This is a genomic window from Megalodesulfovibrio paquesii (assembly GCF_054653055.1).
Window position 1 is genome coordinate 159,413 of sequence record NZ_BAAIGQ010000004.1, and the last position, 20,384, is coordinate 179,796.

Consider the following 20,384-nt stretch of genomic DNA (forward strand, 5'->3'; position numbering starts at 1 on the left):
CGTGGCACGGGCGGGGCGGGGAGCGCTTGGACGCGTTGGATTGGGCGTTAGAAAGGCCAGATAAGCGGGACCAGCACGACGACCATGACGAAGCAGATCATCTGCAGCGGCCAGCCCGACTTGAAGTAATCGATGAACTTATAGTTGCCGGGCCCAAGCACGATGGTGTTGGGCGGGGTGGCCACTGGCGTGAGGAAGCAGGCCGAGGCGCTCATGGCAATGCCCATGAGCAGCGGCAGGGGCGACACGCCGCCCTGGGTGGCAATGGGCACGGCCAGGGGAGCCATCAGGGCCGCCGTGGCCGTGTTGGACATGAAGTTGGTCACGATGGCCGTCAACGCGCAGACCACGGCCATGAGCATATACGGCTCGCTGACCATGCTCACCACGTTGGCGGCAATAAGCTTGGCCGCACCGCTTTTGTCCAGGGCCGTGGAGAGAGACAGCGTGCCGGCAAAGAGGAAGATGGTGGTCCAGTCGATGGCGTTGAAGGCTTCCTTCATGGTCATGCAGCGCGTGGCCACGATGAGACAGGCGCCGAGCATGGCCGCCGTCACCAGCGGCATGAAGCCTGTGGCCATGGCCACCACCACAAAGAGGAAGATGGCCAGACAGATGGGCATCTTGTTCGTGCGCCGGGCCCGGGGGGCGTGCTCGGCGATATCTTCCGTAATGGTGCATTCACCCTGGGTGTCCGGCAGAAACTTTTTGCCGATAAGAGCATAATAGCCGATGCCCACCAGGGTCAGGGGGATGCCGATCTTGGCGAATTCAAAGAATCCAAATGGCTGCAGGCCATCACTGCCCATCTTGCCCAGCACGGAGTTCACCAGGCCGTTGGGCGGCGTGCCCACCAGGGTGATGCACCCGCCAAGGCCGGCGGCAAAGGCCACGGGCATGAGAATCTTGCTGGGGCGGATGCCGGCCGAGGCGCACATTCCCATGATCATGGGAATGGCCACCACCACGGTGCCGGTATTGGACAGGAAGGCCGAGAGCCCGGCCATGGCAATCATCGAGAAAATGAGTAATTTTGCTTCACTGCCGCCAGAGAGTTTGACTGTCAGCGCCCCGACCTTGTCGGCAAAGCCGGTGATGAAGGTCGCCTCCCCGATAACGAACATGGCCATGAAGATGACCACCCATTCGTTGCCGAAGTTGGCGAAGGCTGATTTTGCCGGAATGATGCCGAAGAGTCCCAAGGCCACCGGCACGAGCATGGCCGTGACCGGCAAGGGCACCATTTCCGTAAAAAAGAGGATGGCAGCCACACCCAGAATGGCCAGGGTGATATAGGCATGTTCAACCGGCGGCGGTGCCTTGTCCTGGGCAAAACACACACAGGCAAACGCCAACAGCATAATTGCGGTCAATCCAACTATTTTAAGATATTTGCTCACAACTCTACCCCCATACCAGTATGCTTTTCATGTGCGAGACACGCTCATGGCGAAACACACAATCACAGCGATTCCTGAAACCCCGCCCGGCCCATAACGGGCCGGGCGGCGCAAGTCTCAGCCAGTTGCTACATGGCTATTTGTAGCTCTCCACATATGCGTTGATACGTTTACGGGAGGCGGCCACACGTTCACGCAGGGCCACACGGTAGGCGTCCAGGTCGGCAATGGGCTTCTTGGCCACGCCGGTTTCCATGGCGGCCTTGGCCACAGCCACGGTTTCCCATTCCAGAATGCGGGAATCCAGCGGCTTGGGAATCACGTAGTCGATGCCAAAGGTGAGTTCCTTGACGCCGTACATGTCGCAGATTTCCGCCGGCACCGGCTCCTTGGCCAGCTGGGCCAGGGCCTTGGCGGCGGCGATCTTCATGGCTTCGTTGATTTCCGTGGCGCCCACGTCCAGGGCCCCGCGGAAGATGTACGGGAAGCCGGAGACGTTGTTCACTTGGTTGGGGTAGTCGGACCGGCCCGTGCCCATGATGCAGTTGGGGTTGGCGTCCTTGGCGTCATGGTAGGTGATTTCCGGGTCCGGGTTGGCCATGGCGAAGATGACCGGGGACTTGTGCATGCTCTGGACCATCTCCTTGCTCACCAGATTCTTGGTGGAGAGGCCCAGGAACACGTCGGCGCCCTTCATCACGTCAGCCAGGGACCCGAGGTCCTTGTCCTGGGCGAAGGCGTCCTTGTACTTGTTGCCCGTGGGGCGGCCCTTGTGGATGAGGCCCTTGGTGTCGAACATGAAGATGTTCTTGGGATCCACGCCCAGCTCGACGTAGAAATTGGAGCAAGCGATGCCCGCCGCCCCGGCGCCCACCACCACGATCTTGAGGTCTTCGAGCTTGCGATTGCAGATTTCGCAGGCGTTGATGAGGCCCGCGCCGGAGATGACGGCCGTGCCATGCTGGTCGTCATGGAAAACGGGGATGCCCATTTCCTTCTTGAGCGTTTCTTCGATGTAGAAGCACTCGGGGGCCTTGATGTCTTCCAGGTTGATGCCGCCGAAGGTGGGCTCCAGGGCCTTGACGATCTTGATCAGCAGTTCAGGATCGCCGCAGTCCAGGTTGATGTCGTACACATCAATGTCCGTGAAGGTCTTGAAGAGCACGCCCTTGCCTTCCATGACCGGCTTGCCGGCCAACGGGCCGATGTTGCCCAGGCCGAGCACGGCGGTGCCGTTGGAGACCACGGCCACCAGGTTGTCGCGGCCGGTGTACTGGCTGGCCTTGGAGGGGTCTTCCTTGATGGCCTTGCAGCACTCGGCCACGCCGGGCGAATAGGCCATGGACAGATCTTTCTGGTTGTTACAGGGCTTGACGGGCACCACCTCAACCTTCCCGCGGCGGGGAAACTCGTGGTAGTCCAGCGCTTCTTGCTTGGTAAACAAAGCCATGTCTTCTGTCTCCTTGCTGCTCCGCCCCCCCTGGAGACGGGGGGCGGGATTGATATCCGCAAAATTACAGCGGGTAATTGGGCTTGGCGTACAGTTCGCCGCCGTGGGCGTCGTTGATGACCAGGAGCGGGAAATCCTTGACCGTCAGCTTGCGGATGGCCTCGGGGCCCAGGTCTTCATAGGCGATGACCTCGGAGGCGGTGATGCATTCGGCCAGGAGCGCGCCTGCGCCGCCGGTGGCGCCGAAGTACACGCCATTGTGTTCCTTGAGGGCATCGCGCACGGCCTGGTTGCGCTTGCCCTTGCCGATGGAGGCCTTGGAGCCCAGGCTGTGCAAGCGGGGGGCATAGGTATCCATGCGGCCGGAGGTGGTGGGGCCGGCGGAGCCGATGGGCTTGCCTGGAGGGGCCGGGGTGGGCCCGACATAGTAAATGACCGATCCCTTGAGGTCGAAGGGCAGCTGCTCGCCGGCATCCAGGGCGGCAATGAGCTTTTTGTGGGCCGAGTCGCGGGCGGTGTAGATGGTCCCGGTCAGGTAGACCACATCGCCGGCCTTCAGCTTGGCCACGTCTTCGTCAATCATGGGGGCGTTCAGGTGGTAGGTGGCCATTAGAGCACAACCTCCTTGGTCCGGGCGGAATGGCACTGCACGTTCACGGCCAGGGGCAGGCTGGCGATGTGGCAGGGGTGCATTTCGATCTTCACGGCCAGGCTGGTGGTCTTGCCGCCCAGGCCCATGGGACCGATGCCCAGGTTGTTGATGGCTTCCAGGAGTTCCTTTTCCATGGCCGCGATTTCGGGGTCCGGATTGGGAACGTCCAGGGGGCGGAAGAGGGCCTTCTTGGCCAGGGTGGGCGCCAGATCGAAGCTGCCGCCGATGCCCACGCCCACGATGGTGGGCGGACAGGGGTTGGGGCCGGCCTCGGCCATGCGGCGGACGACGAAGTCCTTGATGCCTTCCCAGCCCTGCGCCGGGGTGAGCATGGTGCAGCGGGACATGTTTTCCGAGCCGCCGCCCTTGGCCATGAACTGGATCTTCAGCTTGTCGCCGGGAACCAGCTCAAGGTGGATGATGGCCGGGGTGTTGTCCCCGGTGTTCTTGCGCTGCAGGGGGTGGCACATGGATTTGCGCAGGTAGCCCTTGTCGTAGCCTTCCACCATGCCGGCGGTCAGCGCGGCCTTGAGGCCGCCTTCCACCCGCACATCCTCACCCATTTCCACAAACAGCACGGCAGAGCCGGTGTCCTGGCACAGGGGCATGTTGGTGGCCTTGGCCAGATCCGCGTTCTTGATCAGCTGGTCCAGCACCTCGCGGGCGCTGTCTGTGGTTTCAGAGTCGCGGGCCTCCTTGAAGGCCTTGTAGATGGGTTCCGGCAGAATGCGACAGGCCTCGATGATCATGTCGCGGACGGCCGTTTTCACGTCCTCAGCTTTGATGATGCGCATGGCAGCACCCCTTCTTCTTGATGGATTCAATGAGCGGCCGCGGCAGCACGCCCTTGACCGAGTGCATGGCCATCATGCGGCGCATGATGCCCAGCTGGTCCTGCAGGGGGATGCCCTTGGGGCACACATCTTCACACGCCAGGAGACCCATGCAACCGAAGACGCCCTGATCATTGCCAATCACGTCGTAGTAGTCGTCTTCGGACCGTTTGTCTCGTGGATCCAGGTAGAAGCGGGCCACGCGCATGATGGAAACCGCGCCCAGGAAGTCCGTACGCATCCGAGCCGTGCCGCAAGCGGCCACACAACAACCGCACTCGATGCAACGATCCAGCTCGAAGATTTCATTGGCCAGGTCGTTGTCCATGCGCATTTCTTCGGCCGTGGGGTCGAAGGCTTTGTCGTCGCTGTGGCACCAGGCTTCGATCTGCAGGCCGGTCTTGCGGAACCAGGTCCCCGTGTCCACGGAGAGGTCGCCCAGCAGCTTGAAGAACGGCAGCGGGTGCAGGGTGATTTCCGCGGGCAGGTCCTTGGTCTGGGTGTGGCAGGCCAGGCCCGGGCGACCGTTGATGACCATGGCACAGGAACCGCAGATGCCAGCCCGGCAGCAGAAGTCCACTTTCAGGGTCGGGTCCTTTTCATCGCGGATCTGCGTCAGGGCGATGAAGAGGGTCATGGAGTCGTACTCCTGGACGGTGAAGGTCTGCATCCGGGGCTGGGAATCCGGATCCAGCGGATTGTAACGGAAGATGTTCAACGTCAGCATGCGATTCATGAGACTTGCTCCTTGGTCCTACCGGCTTACAGCTTGGCCTTCTTGAGGTTTTCCTTCGCCGCTTCGGGGATGACGAACTTTTCGGGGGGCAGTTCGTTGGCGATGGTCACGCCGCCGCCGTAGCCGCGGTCTCCCGGAGGCATTTCGTAGTAGGGGGAGGCCTCTTCGTATTCCAGGGTGGGCATGCTGGCGCCTTCCTTCCAGTACGCCAGGGTGCGGTTCAGCCATTCCTTGTCGTTGCGTTCGGGGAAGTCCTCGCGGGTATGCGCGCCGCGGGATTCCGTGCGCATGAGCGCGCCGTAAGCCGTGCACTGGGCCAGCTTGACCATGCCGCGGATGCGCAGGGCCAGGGAGAGTTCCGGGTTCATGCCTTTGCAGGCGGAGGTGAGCCCGATCTTGTTGGAGCGGTCGTACAGCTCTTCCAGCTTGTTCACGGCCGTCTGCAGGTCCTTGCCATTGCGGAAGATACCCACGCCTTCCATCATGATGTCGTGCATTTCATCGCGGATCTTGATGGCGCTTTCCTTGCCCTTGCGGCCGGTGACCATATCCGTGATGCGTTCCTGCACCTGCTTGTGCGCGGCGTCCACGTACTGCATGCCAAAGGAGGTCGTCGCGCCCTTGGTGTATTCCACCATGCGCTTGCCGATGTAGCGGCCGGCCACCACGGTTTCGGCCAGGGAGTTGCCACCCAGGCGGTTGAAGCCGTGCATGTCCCAGCAGGCGGCCTCGCCGGCGGAGAACAGGCCCTTGAGCCCGTAGGCCGCGCCATCGCGGTTGGTGCGCACGCCGCCCATGGAATAGTGATGCGTGGGGCGCACGGGGATGAGCTGGTGGATGGGATTCACGCCCAGGAAGTTGGTGCAGATGTCGTACACTTCCCGCAGCTTGGTGGTGATGTGCTTTTCGCCCAGGTGGCGGATGTCCAGCCAGAGGTGGTCGCCGTAGGGGCTCTTGACGCCCAGGCCCTTGCGCATGTGTTCGGTCATGCGGCGGGAGACGACGTCGCGCGAGGCCAGTTCGGCCTTGTCAGGCTCGTAATCTGGCATGAAGCGGTACTGGTTCACGTCCAGCAGCGTGCCACCGTCACCACGGCAACCTTCGGTCACCAGAATGTCCGTGGGCACGGTGCCGGTGGGGTGGAACTGCACGGCCTCGGCGTTGCCCATGGGCACCAGGCCGGTATCCAGGGCGATGATCTGGCCGCCGCCGTCGCAGATCACGGCGTTGGTGGTGGCCTTGTAGATGCGGCCGTAGCCACCGGTGGCAATGAGGGTGGAGGTGGCCAGGTAGGCAACCAGTTCCCCATTGCGCAGGCAGCGGGCAATGCAGCCCAGGCAGGTTTCCCCGTCGTGGATCAGGGCCTCGGCCTGCATGCGGTCATGCACGGTGACGCCGTACTGCAGGCACTTGGTGTCCAGGGTATTGAGCACGGAGCGGCCGGTGCCGTCCGCGGTATAGCAGGTGCGCCACTTGGCGGTGCCGCCGAAGGCGCGGGCGTGGATGAGGCCGCCCTTTTCCGCCTTTTCCTCGGCTTCAAAGGGCTTGCCGCCTTTGTAGTAAGTGTGTTTGCCAGGCACGACACGGTTCCAGGGCACGCCCCAGTGGGCCACTTCGCGCATGACGATGGGCGCGGTATCGGCAAAAATACGGGCCACTTCCTGGTCGCAGCCCCAGTCGGAGCCTTTCACAGTGTCGGCAAAGTGCACGTCCGGGCTGTCGCCGTCACCCATGATGGCGTTGCCCAGGGCAGCCTGCATGCCCCCCTGCGCGGCGGAGGAATGGGAGCGGCGCGGCGGCACCAGGGAGAGCATGATGGTGTTCAGGCCAGCCATGGCGGCTTCCACGGCCACGCGCTCCCCGGCCAGGCCGGCGCCGATGCACAACACGTCGGTATGGTAAATCTGCATTGCCTCACCCTATCCTTGGATATTCAAGAGCATGAAGCGCACGAGGGTCAACAGGCCGATGGTGATGAAGCCGATCATCATGACATTCTCGGTCTTCTGGAACCACTTGCGCTTTTCCCGGCCGATGAAGCCATACTTGACGCCGATGCGATAAAAGCCCACACCCACATGCAGCTCGGCCATGGGCAGGAGCACGAGATACAGATACAGCCAGCCGCTCTGAATGCGGGCGGCGCTTTTGGCGGCGGTGATGGGCAGATCGGTCAGGACCACAAACATGTGCACCGCGCCGAGCACCAGGATAAGGATGGCGCTGACCACCTGGACCAGCCACATGGTGGTGTCCTTGTGGTGCAGCATGCAGGCATGCACGCGGAAGGTCTTCCATTCATCCTGCTTGAAGGGCATCTTGCGCGCCGCGAGGATGAAGTGCACGACCATGAGCACGAAGATGGCCGGGCCGCCAATCTGGGCCATGTACGTCGCCTCAAAGAACCATGCGATACCGTTCATGAGGCTGGGGCTCAAAATGACGCTGGAAACCAGCAGCATATGCGCCCACAGGAACAGAATCAGCAACACGCCGCTGGCCATCTGGAAAAAATCCATCCGGCCCGCGATCTTGCTGCGCTGGGGGACATGCAAGGTGATGGTGCTTGCATTCATGAAATCACGCCTCCCTTGGAACTGGGGTCGTTCGTTTCCCGCATGGCAAACAGCCCATGCACTCCTCTACCGCTGCTACAGAGTGTGTGTGCGAAAATTTTCATTCACCGGCAGGCTGCGAGCCACACTGCCACGTCTCACCAACCCCAAGCCATACTCCCGGCTCGCTCGCCACCGGCTGCAGCGCTGTAGCATGCCGCGTACCAATCCCGCTGCCAACAAAAATTTGATTTATTCTATGTTGGTACCAAGTTAGATTGATTGACCGATCAGCATTTTTCTTGTGACACAGGAATGAAACTTTCCTGTTCAAGAAGAATCCGGCCAGGCAAGAATCGTATTTGAGGCTATTGCCTGCAATGCGCCGGCGCGAGGCACTCTTCTGAACCCTGCCCGCGCCCCTTGACAGAACCATCCACAGCGGGTAAAGACTTCCGTTTGGAGAGCGGGTGTAGCTCAGTTGGTAGAGTACAAGCTTCCCAAGCTTGGTGTCGCGGGTTCGAATCCCGTCGCCCGCTCCAGGTCGTTCGTCTTCTCTTCTCAAAGAGAGTTCGCGCTGCGCCCTGTGTGCCTCACTTTCCATTTCGGGAAGATGTCGCCGCAGCAGCCGGACAGGGACGAGCAACCGCATCCTGGCCGTTTGCCGAAACGTCGGGGTGGGCGATTCGCCCCCCCTTTTTTTTCATTTGTCCGCCGTGGCAATAACCTGTGTGCAAGGATACGCGCCCTTGGCAGAGACGCATCCCGCCTCATCCAGCTCAGGCTCCGGCTCTGGTCCCGTTGTGGACCGCCTGGACCGCCTGGCCCGCTCCCTGGCCGTTGGCCTGGGCTACGCCATCTGGGGCGTGGAGTTCGCAGCCGGTCAGCACCGCGCCGTGGCCCGCGTCTATTTGGATTTGCCCGGCAATGAACACCTCGCCTCCGGTCCGGACCGTCCCGAAGTGGATGTGGACCAATGTGCCGAATTTTCCAGACACTTGAGCGTGGCCCTGGACGCTGAAGACACCATCCCCGGCGCCTACACCCTGGAAGTCTCCTCTCCGGGCATGGAGCGCCGGTTTTTTCAGGTGTCCCAGCTTGTGCCTTACGTGGGACGCGAGCTGCACGTGCAGCTGGAGCGCCCCTTGCAAGGACCGGCGTATCAAGACTCCTGGTATGCCGACCGCAAACGCCTGCGCGGCCTGCTCACGGCCGTGACCGGGGACAGCCTCACCCTCGAAAGCGAGGGGCGCGCCCCGGCCATCCCCTGGAGCCTGATCCGGCAGTGCAAGCTCATTCATGAATTCGAGGCGCCGCAAAAGCCCAAGGGCGGCTCTTCCAAAAAGAAGCCCAAGGCCACCGCGCCACTCGATCACTCTTTCCCCGATCCTACTGATGAGGAGGACGCGTCATGAGCTCCGAGCTCAAAAAAGCCATCGATCAGATCAGCAAGGACAAAGGCATCGACCGCGACCTGCTCATCGACACCCTGGAAGAAGCCGTGCGTTCCTCCATTGCCCGCAAATACGGGCATGCTGACGACTTTGAAGTCGGCTTCAATGAGGAAACCGGGGAAATCGAAGTGTTCCAGTTCAAGGTCGTCGTGGATGACGTGTATGACGAAGACAGCGAAATCCTGCTGGAAGAAGCCCGCGAGCATGATCCCAACGTGGAGCTGGACGACGAAATCGGCTTCCGCCTGAAGGTCGAGGATCTCGGCCGCATCGCCGCCCAGAGCGCCAAGCAGGTCATCATCCAGCGCATGCGCGATGCTGAACAGGAAATCATTTACGAAGAATACAAGGACCGCAAGGGCGAGATCGTCTCCGGCATCATCCAGCGCCGCGACCGCGCCGGCTGGATCATCAACCTCGGCCGCACCGAGGCGCTTCTGCCCAAGGAAGAGCAGATCCCCAAAGAACGCTTCAAGCGCGGGGACCGTGTCCAGGCCTTTATCGTGGAAGTGCGCAAGGAAGGCCGTGGCCCGCAGGTCATCGTCTCCCGCTCGCACCCGGATTACATGGTCTCCCTCTTCAAGCGCGAAGTGCCCGAGGTGGACGACGGCACCGTGCGGATCATGGGCGTGGCCCGCGACCCCGGCAGCCGGGCCAAGGTGGCCGTGCTCTCCAGGGACCGCGACGTGGACCCGGTGGGCGCCTGCGTGGGTATCCGCGGCTCGCGCATCCAGAACGTGGTCCAGGAACTGCGCGGCGAACGCATCGACATTGTGGTCTGGAGCCCGGAAATCGCCACCTACGCCGCCCATGCCCTCTCCCCGGCGGTCATCTCCCGCATCATGGTGGATGAGGACGAAAAACTGCTGGAAGTGGTGGTGCCGGACGATCAGCTGACCCTCTCCATCGGGCGCAAGGGCCAGAACGTCAAGCTGGCCTCCAAGCTCCTGGGCTGGAAGATCGACATCTACACCGAGTCCAAATACAACGAAATCAACGCTGGCCGCGAGAAGCTGGATCAGCTGGCCAGCGTCATCGATGCGCCCGCGGATATCTTCTCCACCGCCGGCTTCGCCAGTGTGGAAGAGGTGATCGAAGCCTCGGACGAAACCCTGGCCGACAAGCTGCGGTTGACGCCCGAGCGCGTGGGCAACCTGCGCTACGCGCTGCGCATTATGGGCTTTGAGCCTGCCAGGGAACAGGAGCCGGACGCCAATGACCAGCCTGCCGAAGATGTGCGGGCAGACGATGCGGCTCCCCAACCCGAGGGAGGCGAGACAGATGACGACTAAGGCCCCGACGCACACGGCCGATTCCTCGGCGCATGCGCCCCGGCGCAGCTGCGTCATTTGCAGGCAGACCCTGCCCAAAGCCGAGCTGACACGATATGTGGTCAGCCCGGCGCAGCTCGCCACCACGGGCTGCGCCCTGCTGGAAGACCCGCGCAAGCGGCTCCCCGGCAGAGGCTGGTATTGCTGCGCCGAAGAAGCCTGCCGGCGCAAAATCTCGGCATACCAGGGCTGGAGACGGCGAGCCAAGGCTGGAGGCGGCCAAACGGGGGTGCACCATGGATGAAATTCGAGTCAAAGAACTTGCGGATGAACTCCGCGTCAATGCCAAGGACATTCTCCAGGCCCTGCGTGAGCTTGGCCATCCTGCCAAAAGTCTGGTCCATGTGCTGTCCGAAGAGGACGTGCAGGCGGTGAAAATGCATTTGAAAGATCATGCCGGTGGCACCGAAGACGGCCGCCGAGTTTCCAATTCCGGCGTCATCGTGCGCAGACGGCGCAAGCCCAGCCCCGACGCCCCCAGCGAATCCCAGGCCGACGTCCACACCGAGGCCCAGGCTGACGCCACGGCTGAGGCCGCGACCGCCGGTGCCCCGGTGGCCGGCACGCAGTCCGGTGAGCCCCGTGCCGCCGAGCCGCAGGAAGCGCCGCGCCGCGAATCCCGTGGCCGTGACGCTGGTGCGCGTGATGCTGGCGGCAAGGCCCGTGCGGCCCGCACCCCCAGCGAGCCCACGCCCGCCGCGCGCATCATCTCCACGCCCGAATCCCAGGCCGCTGCGGAACGCAAGGCCGCGGAAGAACGCGCTGCCGCCGAAGCCGCCGCCAGGGAAGCCGCTGCCAAGGCCGAACGGGAAGCCGCAGAGGCCGCCCGCGCCGAGCGCGAAGCCCAGCAGGCCGCAGCGGAAGCTGAAAAGGCCGCCCCTGTGACGGCGCAGGCGGACCAGCCGCAGGAACCGGCAGCCACCACGGAACCGGCCCAGCCCGCGCGCGACGTTGAGGCCCCGGCCGCGGAAGCGCCGGCAGCCCCCAAGGTCGAGACCGCACCGGCTGCGTCCGAGGAAGACGCCCAGGCCGCACAGCGCAAGAAAAAGCCCCGCCCTGCCGAAGGCGGCCCCCAGGTGCGCATCATTTCCATGCCCGACCCGCAAACCCAGGCGCGGCAGCGGTCCGAAAGCCCCCGCCCTGCGGGTGGTGCGGGCGGTCCCGGTGGCTCTGGCGGTCCCCGCCAGGGACAGCGACCCTACGGCCCTCGCGGCGGCGCTGGCGCTCCCGGCGCGCCCGGCGCTCCGGCGGCGGGTGCAGCGCCGGGTGGCGCTCCGGGCGGCACAACCCCTGCCGCACCGGGCACCGAGTCCGAGGCGGATCGCAAACGCGGCCGCAAGGACCGTCGCGTGGTGGAATTTGTGGGCGGGGTGTCCGACGACGAGGATCGTCGTCGCGCCAGCCTGAACGCCAAAAAGAAAAAAACCTCCCCCCTGCGCGACAAGACCGGCGGCCGGGCCCGGCCCGGTGGCAAGCGCCGTCGCGACGGCATGGGCGATTATGAAATGGTCTCCACCACCATGGCGGAACAGGCTGCCCAGCCGCTCAAGCAGGCCAAGCGCAAAATTCGCGTGGATGAGGCCATCCGTGTGTCCGACATGGCCCATCAGATGGGCGTCAAATCCCAGAGCCTGATCAAGGTGCTGCTGGGCCTGGGCATCATGGCCACCATCAACAGCTCCCTGGACATGGATACCGCCACCCTGGTGGCCAACGAGTTCGGGTATGAAGTGGAACGAGTCGGCTTTACCGAAGACACGTACCTCATCAGCCAGGTGGAGGACGATCCCGAGGCCCTCAAGCCGCGGCCGCCCGTGGTCACCATCATGGGCCACGTTGACCACGGCAAGACCTCGCTCCTCGACGCCATCCGCGAGACCAACGTCACCGCGGGCGAAGCCGGGGGCATCACCCAGCACATCGGGGCCTATCACGTCACCACCCGCAAGGGCGACGTGGTCTTCCTCGACACGCCCGGCCACGAGGCCTTCACCGCCATGCGTGCCCGCGGCGCCCAGGTGACGGACATCGTTGTCCTGGTGGTGGCTGCTGATGACGGCGTCATGGACCAGACCCGCGAAGCCGTGAGTCACGCCCGCGCCGCCGGCGTGCCCATTGTGGTGGCTGTGAACAAGATCGACAAGGAAGGAGCCGACCCCGACCGCGTCAAGCGCGAGCTCTCGGATCTGGATCTCCTCCCCGAAGACTGGGGCGGCGAGACCATTTACGCCCACGTCTCGGCCAAGCAGCGCATCGGCATCGACGAACTGCTGGAACTCATCCTCCTGCAGGCCGAAGTGCTGGAGCTCAAGGCCAATCCGGAAAAGCCCGCCCGCGGCCACATCGTGGAAGCCCGGCTGGACAAGGGCCGCGGCCCCGTGGCCACCATCCTGGTGGCCGAGGGCACCCTGCGCCAGGGCGACGCCTTTGTCTGCGGCGTGTTCTCCGGCAAGGCCCGTGCGCTGTTCAATGACCAGGGCAAGAAGATGAAAAAGGCCGGCCCGGCCTGGCCTGTGGAAGTGCAGGGCTTTGAGGGCGTGCCCGAAGCCGGGGACGAGTTTGTGGTGGTGGAAGACGAAAAGGTCGCCCGCCGCATTGCCGAAACGCGCCTGATGAAGCAACGCGAAAAGGAACTGGCCAAGGAATCCCGCATCACGCTGGAAACCTTCCTGGCCCGCCGCGGCGATGTTGCCTCCCAGAACCTCAACCTCATCCTCAAGGCCGACGTGCAGGGCTCCCTGGAAGCCGTTTCCGAAGCCCTGGCCAAGCTCTCCACGGACGAGGTCAAGGTCAAGGTCATCCACAGCGGCGCAGGGGCGGTCAGCGAATCCGACGTCATGCTGGCCAGCGCGTCCGAAGCCATCATCATCGGCTTCAACGTCCGGCCCACGGTCAAGGCCAAGGATCTTGCCGAACGCGAGAGCATTGACATTCGCTTCTACGACATCATCTATCAGTTGGTAAGCGACATCAAGGACGCCATGAGCGGCATGCTCTCCCCCACGGTGCGCGAAGTGTACCTGGGTCAGGCGGAAGTCCGCGAAACCTTCAGCGTGCCCAAGGTCGGCACCATTGCCGGCTGTGCCGTGGTGGATGGCAAGATCGTCCGCAATGCCGGTGTCCGGCTGCTGCGAAACGGCGTGGTCATCTACACCGGCGCCGTGACCTCCCTCAAGCGCTTCAAGGACGACGCCAAGGAAGTGCTCAAGGGCTACGAATGCGGTATCGGCCTGGAGAAATTCAACGATATCAAGGTCGGCGATTACATCGAGGCCTTCGAACACGTGGAAGAGGCCAGAACGCTGTAACCATCGAATACCCAAGGCTGCGTGGCCGATCACGCAGCCACCCGTTGCAGGAAGCGGCAGGCAATGCCGCTTCCTGCAACATCCCGATCCGGCAGCACCGCAGGTCGGGACTGGCACTGCAAAATTGACGAAGCCCGCGGCTGCGCGGCAGGCATCATGGTTATCGGTACTCTGCTCCTTGAGTTCACGCTGCACGGCAACGACTCCCTCAAAGGCAAGCGCAACGTGGCCCAAAGCCTCAAGCGCAAGCTCAGGAACAAATTCAACGTTGCCGTGGCTGAGGTGGATTCCCTGGAGAGCCACACCCGGCTGGTGCTGGCCTGCGTCACAGTGTCCAATGAGGCTGCCCACGCCCAGGGCCTGTTGACCAAAGTCCAGAATATGGTGGAAGCTGCCACCGATGAAGAATTGACCGACAGCCAGATGGAAATCCTGCGCTGCGACGACTGACCACATGAAACGAACCGACTCCCTGCACGCCCGGCGCATGAGTGACCAGATTCTGCGCGAAGTGGCGGAAATTCTTGCCCGAGAAATGGGCGACCCGCGCCTGGAAGGTGTGGTGGTCAGCGGCGTGCGCATGAACCCGAACTTGCGCATGGCCGAAGTGCTCTATACCATGGAGCCGGACGAAGCCCGTCGTGAGGCTGCGGCCAAAGCCCTGCATCTGGCCACCGGACGCATCCGCTCCCTGCTCGGCCAGCGGCTGCGCTCCCGCGCCCTGCCCGAACTGCGGTTCGAGCTGGACAGTTTTCTTGAGGATGTCATCTATGCGAGACACCATGCTGAATCCGACGACAATGACGACGAAGCCGGAGACGACGGCACTCACGCCGGCGACTCTGATGCGGATCCGTCAGCTCATTGAAGCCGGCCAACGGTTCCTGGTGGCCTCGCACGCCAACCCGGACGGCGATGCCCTCGGCTCCATGGCCGGCCTGGGCTTCCTGCTCCAGACCCTGGGCAAGGAAGTGCGGCTGTACAACAGCACCGGCCGCCCCCGCTTTCTGGAATGGGTGACCCTGCCCTGCCCCCTGGTCACCACCCTGGAAGCGCTTGACGGCTTTGTGCCGGACTGGACCTTTGTGCTCGATTGCGGCGATCTGGCCCGCACCGGCATGGAGCTTCCGGCGGCGTCCCTGCGCATGGTGAACATCGATCATCACCTGGGCAATCCCCTGTTCGGGGAGGTCAACTGGGTGGACCCGGATCAGGCCGCCGTGGGCTGCATGATTGCGCGGCTGGCCAAGGAATTCGGCGTGCCCCTCTCCGGTGCGCTGGGTGAATCCCTTTATCTGGCCCTCATCAGCGATACCGGCCAGTTCGGCTACGGCAACACCACGCCGGAGGTCCTCTCCCTGGCTTCGGAAATAGTTGCAGGCGGCCTGGACGTGGGGGACTTTACCGCCCGCTGGCACAACCAGTGGACCCTTTCGCGGTTGCGGTTGTGGTCTCAGGCCCTGGCCAGCGTGCAGGTGTATGACAACGGGTCCATCTGTGTGGTGGGCATCACCCGGGCCATGATGGAATCGGCCCAGGCCACCAAGGAAGACTGCGAAGGGCTGGTGGAAACCGTCCGGCGCGTGCGCGGAGTGCGCATGGCCATTGCCCTGCGCGAGGAAGTGGCCGGACAGATCCGCGTGTCCCTGCGCTCCCAGGGCAACGACGATGCCCAGGCCGTGGCCCGGCAATTCGGCGGCGGCGGGCACCGCAACGCCTCCGGCGCAACCTTCATCGGCACCATGGAAGACGCCGTGCAGGCCCTGGTGGCCGCGGCCTCCGGAGTGCTGGCAACCATTCCGCCACGCGCCGTTGGCGGGGCTGCCCATGGCTAGGCGCGGCCGCAGACGCCCCTCCGAGCAGCAACAGCACGGCGTGCTGGTGCTGCACAAGCCCGAAGGCCCGACCTCCGCGGCCTGTCTGGAACGCATCAAGCGCGTATGCCAGCAGCCGCGCATCGGCCATGCCGGCACCCTGGATCCCCTGGCCACGGGAGTGCTTGTGGTGCTCCTGGGGCAGGCGACCAAACTTTCCAACTACCTGACCGGCGCCGACAAAACCTACGTTGGCGAGCTGGAACTGGGCAGAACTACGGACACCTACGACATCCAGGGTACCGTGACCAGCGAGGCCGACTGGTCCGCCCTCACCCCCGAGGACGTCGCCGCCGCCGTGGCCGCCTGGAAGCTCGATACCGTCCAGGAAGTGCCGGCCTATTCCGCAGCCAAGCATCAGGGCGAGCCCCTGTACAAGCTGGCGCGTGAAGGCCGCGATGCCCCGGTCAAACAAAAGGACATCACCATTTTCGAGGCAGAGGCGCTCACGCTTGCTCTGCCCCGATGCATCTTTCGGGTCCGCTGCAGCGCCGGCGTCTATGTCCGGTCCCTGGTCCACAGCCTGGGGATTCGGCTGGGCTGCGGCGCTGTGATGACGGCGCTGACCCGAAGCGAGAGCCACCCTTTCACCCTGGACATGGCCGTCTCCCTGGACGAGATCCTGGCCGAGCCCGAACGCTTGGGGGAACGCATCATTCCCTTGGAGGACGCGCTGCCGCACTGGCCCCGCGTGACCCTCGACGAGCGGCGGGCTGAGGATCTCAAGCGCAGCGGCAGGCTGCCCTGGGAGCTGGAACCCCACGGAACCATGGATGCGTCGGCGTTTGTTCCCGGCCAGCGCGCCCTGTTCCTGGACCAGCATGGCAAGGCCCTCGGGCTCATGGAAACAGGGATTGAGAAATCGGGTGGCGCCGCGGTCTGGACTGTGCTCAGAGGCCTGTGGGAGGCCTGAGACAGTGCAGCCGTGCAACACTACCGGCGCACGACGCCCAAGGAGGTTGACGCTGTGGTCATGACGACGGACGACAAGGCCAAGGTCATCGAAACGTACAAGACGCACGAAGGCGACACCGGTTCCCCGGAAGTGCAGATCGCACTGCTTTCGTCCCGCATCTCGTACCTCACGGAGCACTTCAAGGTGCATTCCAAGGACTTCCACTCCCGCACCGGCCTGCTCAAGCTGGTCGGCCAGCGCCGGAAGCTCCTCAACTATCTTAAGAAGAAGGACATTCAGCGCTACCGCGAAATCATCGCGCGCCTGAACCTGCGCAAGTAGCTCGCGCCGGGGGGACGTCTTGTCGGCGTCCCCCCGTCTTGCCCCGAGCCGCGCATCACCCCGGCCGGCTGCCCCCTCGCGCAATCTGGCGCTGCATGGAGCACCCTCCTTGCACTCCCAGATTGCGGGACAGGACCAGCGGCCCTACCCCAGGAGTTTTCCACTCTATGCAAAGTGCTTTCAATCCCTTGCGTCTTACCACCACCGTTGCTGGTGTCACTTACACCATGGAAACAGGGCGTCTGGCCAATCAGGCCGACGGCGCCGTGTGGTTCCAGTGCGGCGGCACCGTGGTGCTGGTGACCACCGTCACCCAGACCACCGACCGCGACATGGGCTTCTTCCCCCTGGTAGTGGACTATCAGGAAAAGATGTATGCCGCCGGCCGCGTGCCCGGCAGCTTCTTCCGCCGCGAAATCGGCCGCCCCAGCGAACGCGAAACCCTCTGCTCCCGGCTCATCGACCGGCCCATCCGCCCGCTCTTCCCCAAGGGCTTCAAGGATGAGGTGCAGGTCATCGCCACGGTGCTGTCTGCCGACCAGGAAAACGACCCCGACGTCCTGGCCATCACGGCCGCCTCTGCTGCCCTGCACATGAGCCGCGTGCCCTTCCTGGGCCCCATCGCCGGCGCGCGCATCGGCTGTGTGGATGGCGAATTCGTCTTCAACCCCACCGGCGAAGTCCTGGAAAAGTCCACCCTGAACCTGGTCATGGCCGCCTCCCGCGAGGCCGTGGTCATGGTGGAAGGCGCGGCTTCTTTCATCCCGCAGGATGTCATCGCCAGCGCCCTGCAGTGGGGCCATGCCCAGCTGCAGCCCCTGCTCGACCTGCAGGAGCAGCTGCGCGAGCAGGTCGGCGTGGAAAAAATGGCCTTCACCCCGCCCGTGGAAGACACGGAACTGAAGGACGCCGTCGAGGCCCTGGCCACTGCCGGTATGACCGAAGCCCTCTACGTGCCCGAAAAGATGGCCCGGAAAAAGGCCAAGGCTGCCGTCAAGGAGCAGGTGCTCAAGGCCCTGGCCGAGGACGCCCGCTTTGCCGAGGCTCCCGAGCGTCTCAAGCGCGCCAGCGAAGTCATCTCTGCCCTGGAAAAACGCATCGTGCGCCAGCGCATCAAGAATGAAGGCGTGCGCATTGACGGCCGCAACACCTCCACCGTGCGCGAAATCAAAATCGACATCGGCCTCTTGCCCCGCACCCACGGGTCGGCCCTCTTCGCCCGCGGAGAGACCAAGGTGCTCTGCGTGGCCACCCTGGGCTCCAGCCGTGACGAACAGCGCGTGGAAGGCCTCATGGGCGACGGCGCCAAGCGCTTCATGCTGCATTACAACTTCCCGCCCTACTCCGTGGGCGAAGTGAAGATGCTGCGCGTCTCCCGCCGCGAAATCGGCCACGGCGCCCTGGCCGAACGCGCCCTCACCCCCGTGCTGCCCGCAGCCGAGGACTTCCCCTTCACCATGCGCGTGGTGGGCGAAGTCATGGAATCCAACGGCTCCTCCTCCATGGCCACGGTGTGCGCCGGCTCCCTGGCGCTCATGGACGCCGGCGTGCCCGTTTCCGCACCGGTGGCCGGCATCGCCATGGGCCTGATCAAGGAAGGCGACGAGTACTTCGTCCTGACCGACATCCTTGGGGATGAAGACGCCCTGGGCGACATGGACTTCAAGATTGCCGGCACCCGCGAAGGCGTGACCGCGTTCCAGATGGACATCAAGATCGCCGGCATTCCGCCCGAAGTCATGGCCAAAGCCCTGGCCCAGGCCACGGACGCCCGCCTGCACATCCTGGGCGAGATGGACAAGATTCTGGCCGCACCGCGCACCCAGCTCTCCGAATTCGCGCCGCAGCTGGAAGTGGTCCAGGTCAATCCGGACATCATCCGCATGATCATCGGCCCTGGCGGCAAGAACATCAAGGCCATCACCGCGGACACCGGCGCGGACATCGACATCGAGGATTCCGGCAAGGTCTCCATCTTCGCCCCCACCCTGGAAGCCCTGCAACAGGCCAAGGAACGGGTGATGCACTTTGACCAGCGGCCGGAAGTGGGCAAGATCTACGAAGGCCCGGTGCGCAAGATCCTGGAAATCGGCGCTATTGTCGAAATCCTCCCCGGTGTGGAAGGCTTGGTGCACATCTCCCAGCTGGCCCTGGAACGCATCGACAAAGTCACCGACGTGGTCAAGCTGGGCGACACCCTCAAGGTCAAGTGCCTGGAACTGCTGGATGGCGGCAAGATGCGCCTCTCCCGCGCCGCGGTGCTGGCTGAGGAGCAGGGCATTGAGTTCAAGGACTCGCCCCCGCGCTCCGGCCGGCCTCCGCGTCGCGACGGCGAACGGGGTGATCGGGGCGGGGACCGCGGCCGGGGCCGTGGCGAGCGGAGCGACCGGCCCCGCGGCAACCGCGAAGGCGGCGGTGACCGCAACCGTGGCGGCAGCGGCGGTGGCGGCTTCACGGGCTTTGACGAATAGTCTGCCCCTGCAATCGACCCAACAAAAAAGCGCGGTTTCGGCCGCGCTTTTTTTGCCCCCAACTTGACGCCCCTGGCCCACCATGGCACAGCCCCGCCATACCACCCCCGTGCCGCAAACCCGGAGCCTGCGTCATGCCTTATCGCCTCGTCGCTGTCGTCGCAGCTGTGCTGCTTGTGGTCGGGCTCGTCCCGCCGGCGCTCCAGGCCCAGCAAGTCCAGACTCAGCAAGTCCAGCCCCCCGCCTCTGCCGACCTGCAGCAATGCGACCTGCAGCAATGGGTCGGGCGCCTCACGCAGGAGATTCCGGATTCGCCAGAGGGCGTGCCGCTCCATGCGGATCCGCAATTCCTCAAGGCCCTCAGGGTCACTGTGGGGGAAGCGATCTACGCGCAATACACGGCCATTCTCGCCCAGCCGAATCCGGCCTTGCGTATGGTCCGGAACAGGCCTGCCATGGGACACCTCGTCGTCGCCGGCATCCTGCATCTGGGCGATCCGGCCTTTGAGGCCACCTGCTTCCTCACCCCGGCCCGGAACACCCTGGATGTCTGCTGGGAAACGCCGGCCGAGCCTGCGGCCAGCAGGTTCTACCTGCACAACGGCACGGCCCTGCCCATCCAGCCCGGGGACTGCCAGCACCTGGACTACGACATGCTCACCTCGCCCGACTATCCCGCCCTGCTGGCCGAGCAACAGAACAGGGTGCTGGGTATCTGGAAAGGCACGGGGGGCGGCAGGCTGGGGGAACAGGAACTGGCCAGGGTCGAGGTCAGCCTGCGCTTTTTCCGCGACGGGCTGACCACCACGCGGTTTCAGGAAAAGCTCAGACTGGTCCTGCCCGAAGGCCAGTGCTTCGGCAATGCCACAGCGGCCAGGAACATCGCCGACATCGAGGTGGAGGGTCTGGCCAAAATGGAATACGGCCTGGTCCGCCTGATGGTCAAAGCCGTCAGCAACCCGGCCTTGTACAAGACCCTGTCCCCCGGAGCCCTGTCCCTTGATCAGGACCGCCTGCGCTGGCAGCTGGACAAGAACTCCCCCTGGATGACGCTGGAACGGGAGATGTGACCCGGCGCGGGCT

18 protein-coding genes and 1 tRNA gene are annotated in these 20,384 nt (G+C 64.0%); 12 read left to right on the plus strand and 7 right to left on the minus strand.

Translation table 11 applies throughout. The annotated features are described in order from the left end of the window. Positions 1-47: 47 nt before the first annotated feature. The 7 genes from ACYQ00_RS03440 to ACYQ00_RS03470 all read right to left on the minus strand — a co-directional run bounded on the left by ACYQ00_RS03440 (position 48) and on the right by ACYQ00_RS03470 (position 7,647). Positions 48-1,361, minus strand: coding sequence for an SLC13 family permease (locus tag ACYQ00_RS03440; RefSeq protein WP_460030780.1), 1,314 nt, complete (start codon positions 1,359-1,361; stop codon positions 48-50). A 175-nt stretch (positions 1,362-1,536) separates the two neighbouring features. Further along, positions 1,537-2,850 carry a malic enzyme-like NAD(P)-binding protein gene (locus ACYQ00_RS03445; protein ID WP_460030781.1) on the minus strand — a complete coding sequence of 438 codons (1,314 nt, stop codon included), beginning with the start codon at positions 2,848-2,850 and terminating at the stop codon, positions 1,537-1,539. 64 nt (positions 2,851-2,914) lie between these two features. After that, entirely contained in the window at positions 2,915-3,460 is a 546-nt protein-coding gene (locus ACYQ00_RS03450) for a Fe-S-containing hydro-lyase (protein ID WP_460030782.1), read from the minus strand. Then, the gene (locus ACYQ00_RS03455; protein ID WP_460030783.1) at positions 3,460-4,296 is read right to left on the minus strand and encodes a fumarate hydratase; all 837 of its coding nucleotides are present in this window, start codon (positions 4,294-4,296) and stop codon (positions 3,460-3,462) included. The genes ACYQ00_RS03450 and ACYQ00_RS03455 overlap by 1 nt, the downstream gene beginning before the upstream one ends. Beyond that, a complete protein-coding gene (locus ACYQ00_RS03460) occupies positions 4,277-5,071 on the minus strand; it encodes a fumarate reductase iron-sulfur subunit (RefSeq protein WP_460030784.1) in 795 nt (264 codons plus the stop codon). The genes ACYQ00_RS03455 and ACYQ00_RS03460 overlap by 20 nt, the downstream gene beginning before the upstream one ends. Before the next feature lie 26 nt (positions 5,072-5,097). Next, positions 5,098-6,981 (minus strand): fumarate reductase flavoprotein subunit, encoded by a 1,884-nt coding sequence (locus tag ACYQ00_RS03465; RefSeq protein WP_460030785.1) that lies wholly within the window; start codon positions 6,979-6,981, stop codon positions 5,098-5,100. Positions 6,982-6,990: 9 nt separating this feature from the next. After that, positions 6,991-7,647, minus strand: coding sequence for a fumarate reductase cytochrome b subunit (locus ACYQ00_RS03470; protein WP_460030786.1), 657 nt, complete (start codon positions 7,645-7,647; stop codon positions 6,991-6,993). Positions 7,648-8,092: 445 nt separating this feature from the next. Between ACYQ00_RS03470 and ACYQ00_RS03475 the strand changes: the two genes are divergently transcribed. The 12 genes from ACYQ00_RS03475 (at position 8,093) to ACYQ00_RS03530 (ending at position 20,371) form a co-directional block, all read left to right on the plus strand. Further along, a tRNA-Gly gene (locus tag ACYQ00_RS03475) sits at positions 8,093-8,168 on the plus strand. A 207-nt stretch (positions 8,169-8,375) separates the two neighbouring features. After that, positions 8,376-9,041: a ribosome maturation factor RimP gene (locus tag ACYQ00_RS03480; RefSeq protein WP_460030787.1), complete on the plus strand. Its 666-nt coding sequence runs from the start codon at positions 8,376-8,378 to the stop codon at positions 9,039-9,041. Further along, a complete protein-coding gene (nusA, locus tag ACYQ00_RS03485; protein ID WP_460030788.1) occupies positions 9,038-10,372 on the plus strand; it encodes a transcription termination factor NusA in 1,335 nt (444 codons plus the stop codon). The genes ACYQ00_RS03480 and nusA overlap by 4 nt, the downstream gene beginning before the upstream one ends. Next, on the plus strand, positions 10,362-10,655 hold the full coding sequence (locus tag ACYQ00_RS03490) for a YlxR family protein (protein ID WP_460030789.1): 294 nt from the start codon (positions 10,362-10,364) through the stop codon (positions 10,653-10,655). The genes nusA and ACYQ00_RS03490 overlap by 11 nt, the downstream gene beginning before the upstream one ends. Then, a complete protein-coding gene (infB, locus tag ACYQ00_RS03495) occupies positions 10,648-13,719 on the plus strand; it encodes a translation initiation factor IF-2 (protein WP_460030790.1) in 3,072 nt (1,023 codons plus the stop codon). The genes ACYQ00_RS03490 and infB overlap by 8 nt, the downstream gene beginning before the upstream one ends. Before the next feature lie 156 nt (positions 13,720-13,875). Further along, on the plus strand, positions 13,876-14,169 hold the full coding sequence (locus tag ACYQ00_RS03500) for a DUF503 domain-containing protein (RefSeq protein WP_460031318.1): 294 nt from the start codon (positions 13,876-13,878) through the stop codon (positions 14,167-14,169). A 4-nt stretch (positions 14,170-14,173) separates the two neighbouring features. Next, the gene (rbfA, locus tag ACYQ00_RS03505; protein WP_460030791.1) at positions 14,174-14,587 is read left to right on the plus strand and encodes a 30S ribosome-binding factor RbfA; all 414 of its coding nucleotides are present in this window, start codon (positions 14,174-14,176) and stop codon (positions 14,585-14,587) included. Then, positions 14,565-15,554, plus strand: a complete 990-nt coding sequence (locus ACYQ00_RS03510) for a DHH family phosphoesterase (protein ID WP_460030792.1) — start codon at positions 14,565-14,567, stop codon at positions 15,552-15,554. Before rbfA ends, ACYQ00_RS03510 begins: the two co-directional genes overlap by 23 nt. Further along, positions 15,547-16,506 (plus strand): tRNA pseudouridine(55) synthase TruB, encoded by a 960-nt coding sequence (truB, locus tag ACYQ00_RS03515; protein WP_460030793.1) that lies wholly within the window; start codon positions 15,547-15,549, stop codon positions 16,504-16,506. Before ACYQ00_RS03510 ends, truB begins: the two co-directional genes overlap by 8 nt. A 54-nt stretch (positions 16,507-16,560) precedes the next feature. After that, the gene (rpsO, locus tag ACYQ00_RS03520) at positions 16,561-16,830 is read left to right on the plus strand and encodes a 30S ribosomal protein S15 (protein ID WP_460030794.1); all 270 of its coding nucleotides are present in this window, start codon (positions 16,561-16,563) and stop codon (positions 16,828-16,830) included. Positions 16,831-16,997: 167 nt separating this feature from the next. Next, the gene (pnp, locus tag ACYQ00_RS03525) at positions 16,998-19,301 is read left to right on the plus strand and encodes a polyribonucleotide nucleotidyltransferase (protein WP_460030795.1); all 2,304 of its coding nucleotides are present in this window, start codon (positions 16,998-17,000) and stop codon (positions 19,299-19,301) included. Positions 19,302-19,435: 134 nt separating this feature from the next. Continuing rightward, the gene (locus tag ACYQ00_RS03530; protein WP_460030796.1) at positions 19,436-20,371 is read left to right on the plus strand and encodes a hypothetical protein; all 936 of its coding nucleotides are present in this window, start codon (positions 19,436-19,438) and stop codon (positions 20,369-20,371) included. Positions 20,372-20,384: the final 13 nt, after the last annotated feature.

Excerpts from the sequence above, each read along its gene's own strand:
- ACYQ00_RS03440 (WP_460030780.1), bottom strand. The coding sequence starts at position 1,361 with ATGCTGTTGGCGTTTGCCTGTGTGTGTTTTGCCCAGGACAAGGCACCG.
- ACYQ00_RS03470 (WP_460030786.1), bottom strand. The coding sequence starts at position 7,647 with ATGAATGCAAGCACCATCACCTTGCATGTCCCCCAGCGCAGCAAGATC.
- ACYQ00_RS03490 (WP_460030789.1), top strand. The coding sequence starts at position 10,362 with ATGACGACTAAGGCCCCGACGCACACGGCCGATTCCTCGGCGCATGCG.
- ACYQ00_RS03460 (WP_460030784.1), bottom strand. The coding sequence starts at position 5,071 with ATGAATCGCATGCTGACGTTGAACATCTTCCGTTACAATCCGCTGGAT.
- truB (WP_460030793.1), top strand. The coding sequence starts at position 15,547 with ATGGCTAGGCGCGGCCGCAGACGCCCCTCCGAGCAGCAACAGCACGGC.
- rbfA (WP_460030791.1), top strand. The coding sequence starts at position 14,174 with ATGAAACGAACCGACTCCCTGCACGCCCGGCGCATGAGTGACCAGATT.
- ACYQ00_RS03465 (WP_460030785.1), bottom strand. The coding sequence starts at position 6,981 with ATGCAGATTTACCATACCGACGTGTTGTGCATCGGCGCCGGCCTGGCC.
- ACYQ00_RS03450 (WP_460030782.1), bottom strand. The coding sequence starts at position 3,460 with ATGGCCACCTACCACCTGAACGCCCCCATGATTGACGAAGACGTGGCC.
- infB (WP_460030790.1), top strand. The coding sequence starts at position 10,648 with ATGGATGAAATTCGAGTCAAAGAACTTGCGGATGAACTCCGCGTCAAT.
- ACYQ00_RS03445 (WP_460030781.1), bottom strand. The coding sequence starts at position 2,850 with ATGGCTTTGTTTACCAAGCAAGAAGCGCTGGACTACCACGAGTTTCCC.
- pnp (WP_460030795.1), top strand. The coding sequence starts at position 16,998 with ATGCAAAGTGCTTTCAATCCCTTGCGTCTTACCACCACCGTTGCTGGT.
- ACYQ00_RS03500 (WP_460031318.1), top strand. The coding sequence starts at position 13,876 with ATGGTTATCGGTACTCTGCTCCTTGAGTTCACGCTGCACGGCAACGAC.
- ACYQ00_RS03530 (WP_460030796.1), top strand. The coding sequence starts at position 19,436 with ATGCCTTATCGCCTCGTCGCTGTCGTCGCAGCTGTGCTGCTTGTGGTC.
- ACYQ00_RS03455 (WP_460030783.1), bottom strand. The coding sequence starts at position 4,296 with ATGCGCATCATCAAAGCTGAGGACGTGAAAACGGCCGTCCGCGACATG.
- ACYQ00_RS03510 (WP_460030792.1), top strand. The coding sequence starts at position 14,565 with ATGCGGATCCGTCAGCTCATTGAAGCCGGCCAACGGTTCCTGGTGGCC.
- nusA (WP_460030788.1), top strand. The coding sequence starts at position 9,038 with ATGAGCTCCGAGCTCAAAAAAGCCATCGATCAGATCAGCAAGGACAAA.